Annotated in this window: 11 protein-coding genes; all 11 read right to left on the bottom strand. The window is 44.4% G+C overall.

Annotated elements, in window-relative coordinates; all coding sequences use genetic code 11:
• Positions 1–3: 3 nt before the first annotated feature.
• Entirely contained in the window at positions 4–405 is a 402-nt protein-coding gene (locus NQ536_RS05840; protein ID WP_004851239.1) for a hypothetical protein, read from the bottom strand.
• A gap of 1,092 nt (positions 406–1,497) precedes the next feature.
• On the bottom strand, positions 1,498–2,193 hold the full coding sequence (locus tag NQ536_RS05835) for a YczE/YyaS/YitT family protein (protein ID WP_004851245.1): 696 nt from the start codon (positions 2,191–2,193) through the stop codon (positions 1,498–1,500).
• Positions 2,194–2,418: 225 nt separating this feature from the next.
• On the bottom strand, positions 2,419–7,770 hold the full coding sequence (locus NQ536_RS05830; protein ID WP_004851247.1) for a glycoside hydrolase family 9 protein: 5,352 nt from the start codon (positions 7,768–7,770) through the stop codon (positions 2,419–2,421).
• 133 nt (positions 7,771–7,903) lie between these two features.
• Positions 7,904–8,875, bottom strand: a complete 972-nt coding sequence (locus NQ536_RS05825) for a bifunctional riboflavin kinase/FAD synthetase (protein WP_004851248.1) — start codon at positions 8,873–8,875, stop codon at positions 7,904–7,906.
• A 98-nt stretch (positions 8,876–8,973) separates the two neighbouring features.
• A complete protein-coding gene (truB, locus tag NQ536_RS05820) occupies positions 8,974–9,876 on the bottom strand; it encodes a tRNA pseudouridine(55) synthase TruB (protein ID WP_004851250.1) in 903 nt (300 codons plus the stop codon).
• A gap of 40 nt (positions 9,877–9,916) precedes the next feature.
• On the bottom strand, positions 9,917–10,864 hold the full coding sequence (locus NQ536_RS05815; protein WP_044998006.1) for a DHH family phosphoesterase: 948 nt from the start codon (positions 10,862–10,864) through the stop codon (positions 9,917–9,919).
• A gap of 81 nt (positions 10,865–10,945) precedes the next feature.
• Positions 10,946–11,350 (bottom strand): 30S ribosome-binding factor RbfA, encoded by a 405-nt coding sequence (rbfA, locus tag NQ536_RS05810; protein WP_004851253.1) that lies wholly within the window; start codon positions 11,348–11,350, stop codon positions 10,946–10,948.
• A gap of 8 nt (positions 11,351–11,358) precedes the next feature.
• The gene (gene infB / locus NQ536_RS05805; protein ID WP_147564488.1) at positions 11,359–14,334 is read right to left on the bottom strand and encodes a translation initiation factor IF-2; all 2,976 of its coding nucleotides are present in this window, start codon (positions 14,332–14,334) and stop codon (positions 11,359–11,361) included.
• 3 nt (positions 14,335–14,337) lie between these two features.
• The gene (locus tag NQ536_RS05800; RefSeq protein WP_004853072.1) at positions 14,338–14,667 is read right to left on the bottom strand and encodes a L7Ae/L30e/S12e/Gadd45 family ribosomal protein; all 330 of its coding nucleotides are present in this window, start codon (positions 14,665–14,667) and stop codon (positions 14,338–14,340) included.
• Positions 14,648–14,920 (bottom strand): RNase P modulator RnpM, encoded by a 273-nt coding sequence (gene rnpM, locus NQ536_RS05795; protein WP_004853074.1) that lies wholly within the window; start codon positions 14,918–14,920, stop codon positions 14,648–14,650. Before rnpM ends, NQ536_RS05800 begins: the two co-directional genes overlap by 20 nt.
• Positions 14,921–15,003: 83 nt before the next feature.
• A complete protein-coding gene (gene nusA, locus NQ536_RS05790) occupies positions 15,004–16,200 on the bottom strand; it encodes a transcription termination factor NusA (protein WP_004853075.1) in 1,197 nt (398 codons plus the stop codon).
• Positions 16,201–16,202: the final 2 nt, after the last annotated feature.

Here is a 16,202-nt window from a genome sequence, read left to right as displayed (position 1 = left end):
GTTCTACCACATTCTGCCCGCCAGCATTGTGAGGCGGATAAATGTGATCTCATCCCCTTCGTTAAACTTCTCTTCCCTGTCCAGCTCCGTTAATTCATCCATACCGCGGAACACTCTGAACAGTCCATCCTCAAATCCCTGAATGGCTGTCTTCACTGCTTCATCCACATCCGGTTTCTTCTCCCCATAGACGATCCCGAACGCTATCTTTCCTATTCTTCCCATGTCATCGATCTGTTCATCTGTCAGCACTGCATCGCCGCGATCCATGCGGGATATGTACTGTGCCACGCATATCTTTACTGTCTCTGTTATGAGTTCCCGTAGCGTACTCGGTGCTGTGTCATATTCAAACGGGACCTTGTGCACTGTGTCCTTCCGCTTGCCAAGCTGTTTTATGTTCATGTATAAAGTCATGTGATTCCCCCCGAAAGTTTTACTTAGTGTCCGTTAAGCCACATTAGCACTTTCTTTGAACTTATATGGTCTAAGTGTTTTGTAGAGCAAATAAAAATTTATCTTTTCATGTATATTGATTATCGAACATATGTTTGTTATAATATAAGAGGTGCTACCCTATTCGGTAGGCGGTTAGCCTTCGCCACAGGAGTTTATAGCCTGTGTTTACATAGATACATCCATTTACGGAAATCTATTACGGAGGTTTGTGCTTATGCTTACAACGGAAATTTTTATAGCCATCATCAGCTTATGCATAACATGCTTTGCTCTTGGTTATGCCGTTGGCTCTAAGAGCAATGATAAGAAATAAGACAAAAAAGTAACCGCCCTGTCCTGACAAAACTTGGCGGTTACTTTTTTGTAATTGCAATATCAGGGCTAACCGTCTATCGGTAGCACCTCTTTACACTTATATTAACATTCAACCGCTTTTATGTCAAATATATCGTTTTTATTATTTAAGTATAATCATAAACACTTATTTATCATGCTATAAATTATACACCACGTAATATCAAAAGCAAACAAATAAAACTCCACCCACTCATTCCGGCTCATGTATTTACTTAAAAGCCTTGCCAACAAAACCCAAATGTTATATCGTCTCATATAAACAAGTACAAAAGGGAATTTCAAAAATGAATTTAAAACTTACAAAACCGGAAAACTCAGATGTTTCTATATCACATGACAGTGATAGATCAGAGCAGCCTTCCGATACGAATTTAGAGCAGATACTGTCACTTGATTGATGGAAAGAAAAAGCGCATAGAATACAACAGGAATATATTCAGCGCAGAACTTGCCGGAGTGCCGCGAAAGCGCAAAAACGTCTTTTCCATATAAATGCAAATGGACCATATGACAGTCAGACATACGTAGACGAGCTCACAAATACCGCCTTTCAAGATAAAGTCCTGAACTTTTGTATCTTACACCCCTATATTTTTAAAAATGAGAAAATATTATCCCTAATTCTACAAAACAGGCTGATTAAGGATAAAAATTCGACCGGCTCACGGGCAGGAACAAGTCCTATTGCAATTGCTCCATTCTCTCCCTGAGTACTTCCTCCTCAGTGTATGTGTGCTTTCCAAGAAGTTTATCTCGTTTTCCGCCAAATGCCTTATTCAACTTACCCAGATTGAATCCAACAAGGAATGCGGCAATAACCGTACCGGCGCCCACGCTTCCAAGACTATGTATACAGATCAGGCATGTTACGACCGACACAGCCACCATAGAACAGTCAAATCCGATCTTTACCTTTGAAAATTCAATGTGTGTGACCTCTGAGACAGCCTGCATAACACCCTCCCCGGCAAGCGGGATGAGATCCGCCGGCAGATAAAAGAATATTCCGCCTGCTATGAATATGGTACTCACAAGCATCAAAACAACCCTGACAACTATGTTATCTGTTGACGGCAGAAACGTCGCAAGATAATTGCAGAATGTCGTAAAGTACCCAAATACTACTCCAACCACTATCTGAAGGAGATTTATCTGTTTGAAATTCTTTCGAAGTATAACGATCTGTATAAGCACCAATGCCGCATGGAATATGATCGTCGCCTTTCCCATCTCGATTCCCCATACACATGTCATCGTATATGGTATAGAACTCACCGGTGACACTCCCAGATTGGATTTGACTGACAATGCTATACCTATAGTCATAATAAACAGTCCGACAAAATACATTGGGATCCTAGCCTTCATGTTTCTCATTTTTTAGACCTCTTCTCCTGTTGTTTTTTCGCTGCATTTAATTCTAATTATTAGAACGCTAAACATAATACTCTTTTCTTATCTTTCATGTCAACATCTGTGACCAAACAGGGTCAGGCACCTCCGTCCCCGTCTCTGCCTATACAAAAAAATCCAGGCACAACTTATACGTCATGTCTGGATCTTTTTGAAATGTCTATAAAGAAATTTTTTATTTAATATACCTTACTTCTTGATAACCGCTTTCTTAGACACGCCCCTTGCTACCAGAAGTTTCTTATAGTAAGCAAGCTTTGATGCCGGTACTTTGACGGTCATCTTTACGTATGTTCCTGTGAAGACCGCAGCTCCTACCGTCTTTGTGGTCATGGCTGTGTTTCTCACCACAAGTGCCTTGAGGTTCTTACATCCGTAAAATGCCTTTGAACCTATGGTCTTTACATTCTTGCTTATAACAACCTTTGCAAGCTTTGTATTGCCCTTGAATGCTCCGCCACCTATGGCAGTGACCTTGAATGTCTTTCCGCCAAGCTTTATCGCATCCGGCACTGTAACAGAAGTTGTCTTCTTGACAGCTGACACAAGAGTTACTGTTCCTCTTCCGCTTGTGGAGGCATTTGTTATCTTATATCTATAGTTTCCGTATGTGTATACCTTTCCAGCCTTTGTAACTATATTGAAGTATCTCACCACACTTCCACCATAGTTGCCAATTCCGGTTATTACGACCTTTGCCTTGCCGAAGTTCTTATTGGAATAGCATGTTATCTTGTAATTCTTATTCAATGTGAGCTTGGTCTTGCCGTACACCACCTTGGTATTTGGCTTTACAGCCTTGCCTGTATACAGAACCTTTGCTGACACAGCCACCTTTGCCTTTTTAATATCTCTCTTTGCAATGGCAAATGTCAATGTAGCCGTGCCTTTGTATTTTCCTTTGCCCTTTATGACCACCTTGGCTGTTCCGGCATTTATATTCGATGAATATGTAACTGTGTAATCTGTGCCAGATACAAGTGTGGTATTTCCGACACTAACAACTACTGCAGGAGTTATCTTCGCTCCCGTATATGTAGCCTTGTAGGATGCCTTCTGTGTCGCCTTATAAATCACCTTTGCGCTCTTAGATATGTCAACTGTTATCCATGTCCACACAGCCTTCAGTGTAATATCTCCGTCCACGGCTCCATACAACGCATCGGCCGCATATGTCTTACCTGTCTGATCTGTCCATGCCAGGCTGTAGCCAGGCTTTGATGCCGAGTAAGCTACACCATCTTTTGTAGTTATATCGAGCTTTGAGATATCGAGTATTGAACCCTTGTTGAATGATGATACACAGATCTGATCATCATTTTCATCGACAAATGTCACCTTGACCATAACAATGCTCTCACCCGTGCTGTCTACAGGATCCTTTGAATACGTCGGAGCTCCGCCTATAACGGCATCTCCGTCAACTATGATCTTTCCATCGTCTGATCTGACACCAAATGATCCACCTGTACTTGAACCTGATGCATCAGCCGTGATCTTTCCGCCTACAAGCTTTATAGAATTGTCAGCCGATATAACCGACTCATCATCACCGAGAGCTGTGGATGTGGCATCAAGCAAGCCACCTGTCATCTCGACATCCTTCGCTGCAACAGCCTCAGACACTGCCTCTATCTTGTTGCTGCCACCGGATATCTTCACTGTGCCAGCTGATTCAACGCCCTTGCCCTCAGACTTTATCTTTATGCCTGATATCTCAACATCTCCGTCAGCCTTCACCGCCGGAGCATCCGGTGTTGATGAGACTATCACTGATGAATCGCCATTTCCATTTATCTTCACAACACCTGATCCCGCAGAATCCTCCATACATTTGATTCCATCTGAGACGATATTGTTTCCAAGCACACTGATCACGAATGTTCCAGAATTGCCTGGATCTACTGTAAGCTTCTTTACGACAGCACAGTCTATCGTGATACTGCCTGCTTTTCCGGTATCAACCGCCACATCTGCACCATCACCCGTCACAGTATAATCACCACTCTGTGTAAATGAAACCAGTATATTTCCACCGGACTCAGACACTCTTACAGTTGGATTGCCATTGCCATCTACCAAAGCTCCAACATATTCACTGTCACCAAGTCGTCCAACATCTATCGTGTATGGATCTGACACAAGTGTCACAATCTCAAGTGCCTTGCTCATTGCACCGGCATTCAGATTTGAAGTTGCCTTCATTCGTCCATATACATAATACTTTGTAAATGCCTTGCGTCCTGCAAAATATGCGCTGTCCTGCCATGTGAGACTATCCGCGTCATCGACAGGAACTGTAGATATTGCATATTCAACTCCTGTATTTGTACCTGATACATAGCTCTCAACTGTTACAGATGATGATGAAACTGCCTTTTTGGCAAGTGACACACTGGCTGTGTTCTCAGACTTTGCGACTTTCGCTTTAAGAAGTATATTCGCTGTTCCATTTGCTGTTGTGATCACAAGTGTATCGCTATAGCTTCCTGCAGCAAGGCCTGTCACAGGTCTCACCTCAACAGAGGTCTCCTGTCCGGCTGCTATCTGACCTACAGGATATACTGTGATCTGGAAATTACTTCCGGTCTTGAGACTCGCCTTCACATCGCTCAGCTCAGTCTCGCCACAATTGCTTAAGCCTATGCGTTCTGAAGAAACATCCCCGTATCCATAGACAAGAGCATTCCATGCCTTTCCAGAAGTTTCGCATGACAGTTTTCCCGGCTCAAGAACCTTGACTTTGCACTCAGCCTTAACTCCTGAACCATCCTTTGCCTTTGCGGTGATGGTGGCCGTTCCGGCTGTAAGTGCCGTTATCTTGCCATTCTGAACCGATACCTTTGTCCTGTCAGAGCTTGTCCACACGAGTGAGCTGTCTGTCGCATCCGCTGGTGTGACTGTGGCTTTTATCTGTCCACTCTCACCTACCTTCATAGTAAGCGCCGTTTGGTCAAATGTGATTCCTTTGACTGGTATAACCTGAGTTTCCGTAGAAGACTCTGTAGTCTTTTCTGTTGATGAACCTGTTGTTGATCCTGTCGAACCCGCGCTGGATCCAGATGAAGGATTCTTTGTTGCCTTCTCTGTGGTAGTTGTCTTTGTTGTAGTCTCAGTGGTGACATTTCCACCTGACTCCCCGCTTATCGTCCTGAGCTCTGACGACACCTCGCTCTTTGGAACTACCTTCTGTGCTGCCTTCTCCTCATCTGTTCCGCTGTTCTTTACATACAGATAAAGTCCGGCTGCTGCACCCACAAGGCTTGCATTATAATCCAGTGCAACCTCGTTCTGGTTATAATCTTCTGAGCTATCTACATAGGATGTACTCGAACTCGCCGGGCCGCCAACCAAAGCACCGACTAATACATGTGCCTGCTTTGTATATGCATTTCCAGTTACAGAACCCTGATATCCGCTTGAGGCTCTGTGATGAGGGTACTTTGATGAATACTTGTTGTAACCGACAACGAAACACTTTGAACCTGCATTGTTGCCAAGTATGTACCTCATCTGACCATTTGCCCATGATGAATAATCATTCTTTCCATATATAGTATCATACAGAAGACCTGTCATCTGATGAGCAGTGTTATATCTCGCCGATCCCCAGCTGTCTATCAGGCAGAAGTTGTTATCTCCTGACTGTGTCTTGCTTGCTATAAGTCCTGACTGGTTCTCCACGAACACACTCTTCTTTGATGAATTAGGACTGTAGAGCAGAGCCGCCTGAGCCACGTTATTCCAGCAAAGAGCCCAGTTAGGATTTGTTCTGCCACCATATACATTATTGTATTTTGTTGCATATGCTGATTTACCTGTAGCCTTGTACAGAAGAGCCGCCGCAAGGGCGTAGTCATCTTCCCATGAATCCGAGTTATAGAAACCAGATGCCGGACCCGAGCTATTCTTCTTAGCCTTTGTATCCGCATATGTGAAAAGCTTCTCCGCATAGGAAAGCGCTTTCTTATCCTTGTAATTTATATAATATGCCGCAAGTGCCGCAGCTGTCTCTGAAACGATATCTGTACACGTATCCGAATCAGATGTGAATGTTGCCTGTCCACTTCTAGATGACTGCTTTTCCGGAGCTCCCCAGTATCCATGATCTACATTTCCATCACCGACCTGATAACAGAAAGCCTGAACCGAGCCATCGCTTCCAAGGACTGTGCATCCCTCGAAATAATCAACGAATCTGTCCATGATCCTCTTGTAGTGTGCCTCTGTAGCAGTATCCGCAAATGCCTCGGCAAACTCCATGTGCGCAAGTCCTAGAACTGTAGCCGAATATGCCTGTGGCAGACCAAACTTGGCATGATCTCCCGCATCATGGTATCCACCGCTGACATCCACAGTCTTTCCATTATATGTTGTTTTTGCATCCTCAGTATGACAGTTTGATCTCCAAGAGAACTCACTCTTTGCAGATACATCACTTCCGCACATATTCGCATCATAAAGATACAGTGACTCCTGAAGAAGCTTTGCATAATTGTACTCAACATCCGTATTGATCTCACCTGTGTTGTCCCCGGCTCCGCCAGATGATGATGAAAGCGAACCGATAAATGAGTCAAATGCACCTGACTGTGAGCTGTAGTACACCTTGACACCTGTTATAGACACACCGTTTGCCGTACCTGTGTAGCCAAGCTTTGAATATCTCACGCTCGAACCGGCATTTACTGCACCTGACTTCTTGGATGTGTTTGGATATATGTACAGCTTTCCATCACTGAATACACCCTTAAGAGCTGACCAGCTGCTGTAATCCTTAACTGCAGTTACCGAACCATTCACATCAGCTACCGCTATCCAGTCAGCTATGTATGAATTGCTCTTGTTATTTATCGTTATCTCTGTCTCGTAGTAGCCATCTCCCTTGGCTGTTCCATCTCCATCGGCAAGGCTTGCAGTTACGCTTGAACTTGTGTTTCCAATTGAATCAAGATCTGCACTGCCTGATCCGCTGTCGCCTGAACCGCCTGACTCCCCTGACGAACCGCCCGAGGTGCTCTTTGTTCCTGAGAGAACCGCTGACACGATCCTGAACTTGATCGTGCTGTTCTCCTGAAGATTGGCAACCTGTATACCAAATGCCACCTTCTCCGTGCTGGTTGTGCTGATAGATGCCAGATCAAGTACGGTCTCAAACTGACCGGTCTTGGACAGATCGATCCACTTGTCATTATTTGACCATGAAGACCCATATGATGCAAATGGCATAACTCCCGCATTCTGTCCACTTGCAGCGGTAAATGTATCAACCGCATATGTGATCTTGAGCGTCTTGTATCCCGCATCCGCAATAGCCTTCATAGATGCAAGATCTGATGACGGCGAAAACCTGATCTCCGCCTTTCCATAATCACTCCACTCATCTGTTGCCGCAGTCACCGTCTTCCAGCCGGTGTCCGGTTTCAGATCCTTTGTGATAGTCTCCGCCTTAGCTGTGATCTCCGGCCAGGTTATACTGCCGATGATCATGCATAAGGTGAGAACATACGCCAGGATTCTGCTCCCTGTTCCCTTTCTCATTTTCTTTTCCTCCTTGTACTTCCTTTTTCCTCCTAAAAAATACCCTATTATTAAAAATATAGCACAGAAAACACCTTCATGAGAACAAATAACCAGTCATTATTTATCCGCATTTTTGCCAATGTTTTCTGTGCTATTTTACCAATTTACTATCTACAATTATTTTTTTTGCTGCATCTATGTCGTTTGACATCTGTTTCTTTAATTCCTCAATACCTGCAAATTTCTTCTCGCCGCGAATTTTCTGTATAAGCTCAACTTTTATGATATTGCCATATATATCCCTGTCAAAATCAAATATATTGGTCTCTATGGTTATATTGCCATTATCATTCACCGTAGGATTATCACCTATATTGGTGATTCCCATATACATCCTGAACGGATCCTCGTGACCTGCATGTTCGCCTTTTACGATCTTTATCCTGGATGCATACACCCCCGCTGGCGGATATAGCTTATGATCCTGCGGCAGCATATTTGCAGTTGGGATTCCGATAGTTCTCCCAAGCTGTTTTCCTGACACGACCTCACCGGTCATGCTGTACGGTCTTCCCAGCATCGGTATTACCGCTCTCACGTTGCCCTCGGATATATTCCTTCTTATGACTGTGGAACTCACCACCTCGTCATCCTGCTCCAGCTTGTCTATGACTATGACCTTATAACCATACTCCTCAGCATGACTCTTCAAGGTCTCCACGTCACCTTTCCTGTCTCTGCCAAACCTATAGTCACTTCCAACCACCACATATCCGGCTCTCATCATACCCACCAGTATATCCCTGATAAAAGCCTCTGGCTCTGTTGCAGCAAATGCATCATCAAACGGATATTCGACCAGAACGTCAACACCTGTATCCGATACCACCTGTGCTTTCTCTTCAGATGTATATATGGTCTTCATATTACTCACATCAAACACATGATTTTCCCTCATGTCAAATGTGAACACGACTCCCATGTAGCCATGTTTCTGAAGTTTTAACACCTGCTCTATCAGAAGCATATGCCCCTGATGGATTCCGTCAAACTTTCCAAGGGCAACCGCTGTACGTTCTGTGCTGTTTAGTTGTATCTTCTTCGTATTCTTTATATAAATCATAAATGTATGTCCTAAATTTCATAAAATATATATTTGTAAACAGGCTCATCTAGCGATCACTGCCAGACTTATCACCTTACCATTAAACCCGCTCGAAATCATCTGCTCACCGGAAACATCTTGAACGGCACATACTGCCTCTTCTCATCGCTGTATTCATACAGTGCTGCAAATCTCCCGTTCTCATCGTACACCTTGACGTATGTGTCCCTGTATATCTGATTTTCCACAAATGAATCCGCAGAGAGTTTATTGCCATTTGCAAGAAGCTTCTCACCCTTTGCTGATATATGGAGCTCTGGAATATCCGGCATAAGCTTGTCTGTTGTGAGCACATGCTGCATAAGCGTTCCATCATCCCTTGCCTTCTCCACGGCATCAAGTGTCAGACTTTCTTCTATAGTAAAGCCTTTCACCTCTGTTCTGATAAGTCTCTCCATCACGGCTCCGCAGCCCAGCTTTTCTCCGATATCCCGGCAGAGACTTCTTATATAAGTACCCTTGGAACAATTCACGTCAAATGTTACCCTCGGAAGATCTGTCGAAAGTATCTGAATACTGTGTATCGTAACAGGTCTCGGCTGCCGTTCTATGACCTGCCCAGCTCTTGCAAGCTCATAAAGCTTCTTGCCATTTACCTTGATGGCAGAATACATCGGTGGGACCTGCATGTAATCCCCGACAAAACTCATCACTGTCTCAATGACTGTCTGCTCATCAGGATAGATGTCTGTCACATCTGTGAGTTTACCTGTGACATCCTCCGTATCACTGGTCTTGCCAAGCAGCATCGTACACGTATATGTCTTATTCTTCTCCGTCAGAAGATCACACATCTTTGTGGCACTTCCAAGACACACAAGAAGAACTCCCTCCGCCATGGGATCGAGAGTTCCGGTATGACCTATCTTTTTCTGTTTTAGTATACCCCGGAGCTTTGCAACCACATCAAATGATGTATAGCCCTGCTCCTTATATATATTGATAAAACCGTCTATCATAATTATTATTTATTCCTATCCAAGAAACTTTAAGCTGTTTTTATACCAGCTGCTTTTCAATCTCTGCGACTATCTCTGCAACTATCTTATCCGGATCGCCTTTTATATTGCATCCCGCTGCTTTTACATGACCGCCGCCGCCGTGGCTGCATGCGATCTCGCTCACATTCACGATGTCATTTGCTCTGAGTGATATCTTATACTCATTCTCTCCAGACTGATACATGAAAAATGCAACCTCTGTTCCTGATGTGAGTCTCAACTGATCGACTATGCCATCCGTATCCATCTTTGAAGCACCAAACTTTTCGAAATCTTCAAAAGTAAGCAATGTATGCGTAATCTTGCCATTTGCAAACTGCTTCATACCGAGCAGTGCGTAACCCAGAAGCTTATTCTGTGTAAGAGTCTTCTTATAAAATGTTTCATCTATAACAAAACTTGGTCTGGCTCCCTTTTCGATCAGAATTCCGGCAATCGTCATAGCTGATCTTGTCGTATTGCTGTGTTTAAACACGCCTGTGTCATGAACTATTCCCATGTATAATGCCTCGGCGCAAGGCTGATTTATTTTATCCTCATCAAGGAGTTTGAAGATTGCCTCCGCTGCAGAACACGCCTGTGGCTCCACATAGCACACATCACCAAAGCCCTTGTTGGATATATGATGATCTATGCACAGCGTCCTCTTTGCAGTCTCAAAATACTGTGCAAATGGAGTGAATCTATCCGGATCCCCGCAATCGAGTGACATGAACAGATCATAGATCTCATCATCAGTCTCATGCTTGACCTCAGATGCGCCATTCAAAAACATGAATACATCAGGAAATTCCTGAAGATATACCTGAACTTTCTTACCAGGGTAATTGCTTGTTATATAGTTATACATTCCAAGTGTAGAACCTATACAATCACCATCAGGATTTATATGTCCTGTTATGGCTATACTGTCTGCATTCTCTATCTCTCTTATAAGTTCGTTCATATATACCTCCCGCCGGCTCGATGTAGGAATATGCATTGTGACAGTTTGCCCATGCACAACTGCCACAATGCTCATTTTTCATTATTCTTCACTGTCATCTGAACCATCTGTTATATCTTCTGTCTCGTCCCCGTGCTTTCCAATAGCCTCGTCTATCTTGTGGGACATGTTAACACCATACTCTATGGACTGATCCATGATAAATGTTATCTCTGGAGTGTTTCGAAGATTTACAGAATGAGCAAGCTCTCTTCTGATATATCCCATCGCACTGGTCAGCCCTGCAAATGTGGAATCAACAGCATCCTGGTCTCCCAGGACACTGATATATGCCTTACAGAATTTGAGGTCAGGTGTGACAACCACATCAACAACTGATGTCATAGGTGATATTCTGGGATCCTTGATCTCACGACTTATGATCCTGCTCAGTTCCCTCTGAACCTCACCATTTATCCTGTTATTCTTTACACTGTTTTTTCTCATATCTATTACTACTTTCTAGGCACCTCTACCATCTCGTATGCCTCTATCTGATCTTCCTCTGCAACGTCCTGGAAGTTCTCAAATACCATACCACATTCGAATCCTGACTTAACTTCCTTTACGTCATCCTTAAATCTCTTAAGTGAAGCAAGCTTTCCTTCAAATATAAGATTGCCCTCTCTTGTGATCCTTACGCTGCAGTTTCTGTTGATTGTTCCGTCGAGAACATATGAACCGGCAATGACACCGATACCAGAAGCCTTGTACGTCTGTCTGATCTCTGCGTGTCCGATGACCTTCTCCTCATATATAGGATCAAGCATACCCTTCATTGCTGAATCAATATCCTCTATTGCATTGTAGATGACTCTGTACAGACGAACATCTACGCCCTCGCTGTCTGCCATATCCTTTGCTCTCGCATCCGGTCTGATATTGAAACCAATTACGATGGCATTTGATGCTGACGCAAGAATTATATCTGACTCGTTGATAGCACCTACACCTGCATGTATACACTTGATGACAACCTCGTCATTTGAGAGCTTTAAAAGGCTCTGTTTAACGGCCTCAACTGAACCCTGTACATCTGCCTTGATGATGATCTTGAGTTCCTTGAGGTTGCCGGCCTGGATCTGGCTGTACAGATCGTCAAGTGACATTCTCTGCTTTGTATCTGCAAGGAGCTTCTCCTTACCCTGTGAGATATATGTCTCAGATATGGTTCTGGCTTCCTTCTCATTGTCAACTGCCATGAATATCTCACCTGCATCAGGTACTGTGTTAAGTCCCTGGATCTGTACAGGTGTTGATGGAAGAGCCTCTGTAACTCTCTCACCTCTTGAGTTCGTCATAGCACGAACCTTACCGTGTGAAGCACCTACTGCGATGTAATCTCCAACATGGAGTGTTCCCTTCTGTACAAGCATTGTTGCAACAGGTCCGCGTCCCTTGTCAAGCTCAGCCTCTATGACGATACCTCTTGCCTTTCTGTTAGGATTTGCCTTGAGTTCAAGCACATCTGCTGTTAGAAGTATCATCTCAAGGAGATTGTCGATACCTTCCTTAGTATGTGCAGATACAGGACAGAATATTGTTGAACCGCCCCAATCCTCTGGGATAAGCTCATACTCTGTAAGCTCCTGCTTAACTCTCTCTATATTGGCACTTTCCTTATCGATCTTGTTGATCGCTACGATGATCTCTATTCCGGCAGCCTTTGCATGGTTTATAGCCTCAACTGTCTGTGGCATTACTCCATCATCGGCAGCTACAACAAGGATAGCGATATCTGTACTCTGTGCACCACGCATACGCATTGCTGTGAACGCCTCATGTCCAGGAGTATCAAGGAATGTTATAGTCTGACCATTTACATCGACAACTGATGCACCAATGGCCTGTGTGATTCCACCAGCCTCACCTGATGTTACCTTTGTCTGTCTGATAGCGTCAAGAAGTGATGTCTTACCGTGGTCAACGTGACCCATAACACAGACAACAGGTGGTCTTGAAACCATATCCTTCTCGTCCTCTTCGTCCTCCTTCAGGAGTTCCTCGATAACATCTACCTTCTCCTCTTCTTCAGCTATACAGTTGTACTCGAGAGCGATCTCTGAAGCCTCATCAAATGAAAACTCAGAGTTCACATTAACCATCTTTCCTGCAAGGAAAAGTTTCTTTATGAGAGCTGTTACAGGTGTCTTAACCGCATCGGCAAGATCCTTGAGTGTAACTGTCTCTGGAAGTGTGATGGTTCTGATTGCATCCGGATCCTCCTGTGGTGTCTGCTGCTTCTTCTGAGGCTTGCTCTTGACATTCTTTGCAAGTCTGCTGATATCTGCCTCAACCTCCTCTGGAGATCTTCTATTACCCTTACGAGGCTTATTCTTATCTCTGTTGTAATTGTCTCTGTTCTGACTCTTCAGATCTTTACCTGGCATCTCCTTGGCGTCGAAGTCCTTGCGGTCTCTTCTAAACGGTGCTCTCTTCTGAGCCGGGCTGTCATCCTCGTCATCCTTGCCAAATGGCATGTTGATACGATTGCTGAAACGGTTTCCGCCATCTCTTCCAAAGCCTCTTCCGCCCTGGTTTCTGTCGCCTCCGTCTCTGCCAAAACGGCCGCCGCCCTGGTTTCTGTCGCCCTGGCCATCTCTGTTAAATCTTGGCCTGTCGCCCTGGTTCCTGTCACCCTGACCATCTCTGTTAAATCTTGGTCTGTCGCCCTGGTTTCTGTCACCCTGACCATCTCTGTTAAACCTTGGTCTGTCGCCCTGGCCGTCCCTATTAAACCTTGGTCTGTCGCCCTGGTTCCTGTCGCCCTGACCGTCTCTATTAAATCTTGGTCTGTCGCCCTGGTTCCTGTCGCCCTGACCGTCTCTATTAAATCTTGGTCTGTCGCCCTGGTTTCTGTCGCCCTGACCATCTCTGTTAAATCTTGGCCTGTCGCCCTGATTTCTGTCGTTCTGATTTCTGTCGCCACTGAATCTTGCTCTGTCAGTGCCGCCCTGTCTGTCGTTGTTAAATCTGACTCTGTTTCCGTTATTATTCATCTTGCCGCTGTTCTTATCCTCTCTGGCAAATCTAACATGATTGCCAGCCCCCTGTCTGGCTGCCTGATTGTCCTCTCTTGCAGAAGTCTGCCTAGGTGTTTCTGCCTTTGTCTGCTGCTGTTTTGGAGTCTCTGTCCTAACAGTCTGTGTCTTCACAGTCTCGGCAGCGGTCTGTGGCTTTATCTGCTGCTTTGGCTCCTGCTTCGGAACCACTGGCTTTGCCTGCTGCTTTGGAGTCTCTGTCTTGGCTGCTGCCTGCTTTGGAGCGTTTCCAGCACCACTGAACTTTGACTTAACTATTGCCACCATTGAGTCATCAAGATTTGACATGTGACTCTTGATCTCTATTCCCTTTGCACCAAGGGTATCTATAATATCTTTATTTGAAATGTTCAACTGTTTTGATAATTCGTGTACTCTGATTTTTGCCAAATGTTACACCTCCATGTTTTCATTTACATTCATATACTTTATGATCTGATTGCCAAAACCTTCGTCCAGTATAGCCACCGATGTCCTCATCTCGTTTCCCGTGTACTTGCCAAGCTCATCCTTGGTTCCGTACTCGTAATATGGGATTCCATAGTAGTTGCACTTCTGGTCGAAAAGTTTCTTTGTATTGTCAGAGGCATCCTTTGCAACTATAACAACATATGCACTCTGAGTCTTTACCGCTCTCTCTACTGAAAAATTGCCACTGCAGAGCCTTCTCGCTCTAGCACACAAAGAAATAGTCGAGTATATCTTATTGTTCTTCAATATCACGCAGCTCCTTGTCTAATTGTTCATAAACCTCAGAAGGTATGCTCACCTTGAAAGACTTCTCAAGGGCTTTACTTCCGACCGCCTTCTTCAGACAGTCCGTTTTCCTACATATGTAGGCGCCTCTGCCGCTAAGCTTTCCTGTGGCGTCAACTGCAAACGCACCGTCACTGCTGCGGACAATCCTGATAAGCTGATTCTTCTGAACCATCTCACGGCATCCAAGACATTGCCTCAGAGGTATCTTCTTTGCCATCTCATCACTCCCTGTTTCTTTTCATGTGCCGTCCGGTATCCTCCGGACAAGTGCAGCGCATCGTCATAACCAAATGTAAATGACTATTCCTCTACGCCTGTGTCATCGGTTTCATCTATGTCAACTGAAGCTGACTTGGCATCTTTATCATCGTCAACCTCATCATAATAATCATCATCGCTTCCGTATGGATCAAAATCTTTGTCATAACCACCGTCTGGTGCCTGATCGTCGAAATAACCCATCTCCTCAGCCTTTGAATGACTCTTGATATCGATCTTATATCCTGTGAGCTTTGCTGCAAGTCTTGCATTCTGACCTTTCTTACCTATAGCAAGTGAAAGCTGTGTATCAGGCACTACGACAAATGCACTCTTCTCATCAAGATCAACAGATACATCCTCAACATCTGATGGACTGAGTGCGTTGTAAATAAACTCAGCAGGGTTCTCACTCCAAGGGATGATATCTATCTTCTCGCCATTTAAATCTGCGACAACCGCATTTACTCTGTCTCCGTTTACACCGACACAGGCTCCTACAGCATCAACATTCTCATCATTTGACCACACAGCGATCTTTGATCTTGAACCGGCCTCTCTGCAGAAGCTCTTGATCTCAACAACGCCGTCCGCGATCTCTGTAACTTCCTTCTCAAACAGTCTCTTCACAAGCTCTGGATGTGTTCTTGAAACCACGATCTTTGGTCCCTTGTTTGTCTTCTTGACCTCAGTCACATACAGCTTGATCCTGTCGCCTCTCTCATATGTCTCGCCCTCGATCATCTCTGATGGCTTCAAGAGTGCCTCTGTTTTATCATCAAGACTTACATTCACACTGTCTCCAACCTGTCTCTCAACGATTCCTGTAACCACATCCTTCTCTTTCATATGGAAATGATCGTATATAGCAGCTCTCTCGTTCTCATTAATTGCCTGAACTATGACATTTCTCGCACGCTGAGCCGCTATTCTACCAAAGTTCTTTGTTGTTATCTCAACGTTTACCGTATCGCCGATCTCATATCTTCTGTTCAGCATCTTAGCCTGGCTGAGAGATATCTGAAATGACGGATTCTCAACCTCATCAACAACCTCCTTGGCTGCGTACACATGGCACTCTCCTGTCTCTCTGTCAAGTGAAACTGTTATGTTCTCGTCTGTATTGAAATCCTTCTTGCAGGCTGTCTTGAGTGATCTCTCAATAGCCTCAAGCAGTACATCCTTGCTTATGTTTCTCTCCTTCTCCAGCTGATTCAATGCTTCAATGATCTCTGACACCT

Origin of the sequence: Coprococcus eutactus, assembly GCF_025149915.1 — a bacterium.
GTDB lineage: Bacteria > Bacillota > Clostridia > Lachnospirales > Lachnospiraceae > Coprococcus > Coprococcus eutactus.
The sequence above is the reverse complement of the archived record's forward strand: the minus strand, read 5'-3'. Positions and strand labels throughout refer to the sequence as shown.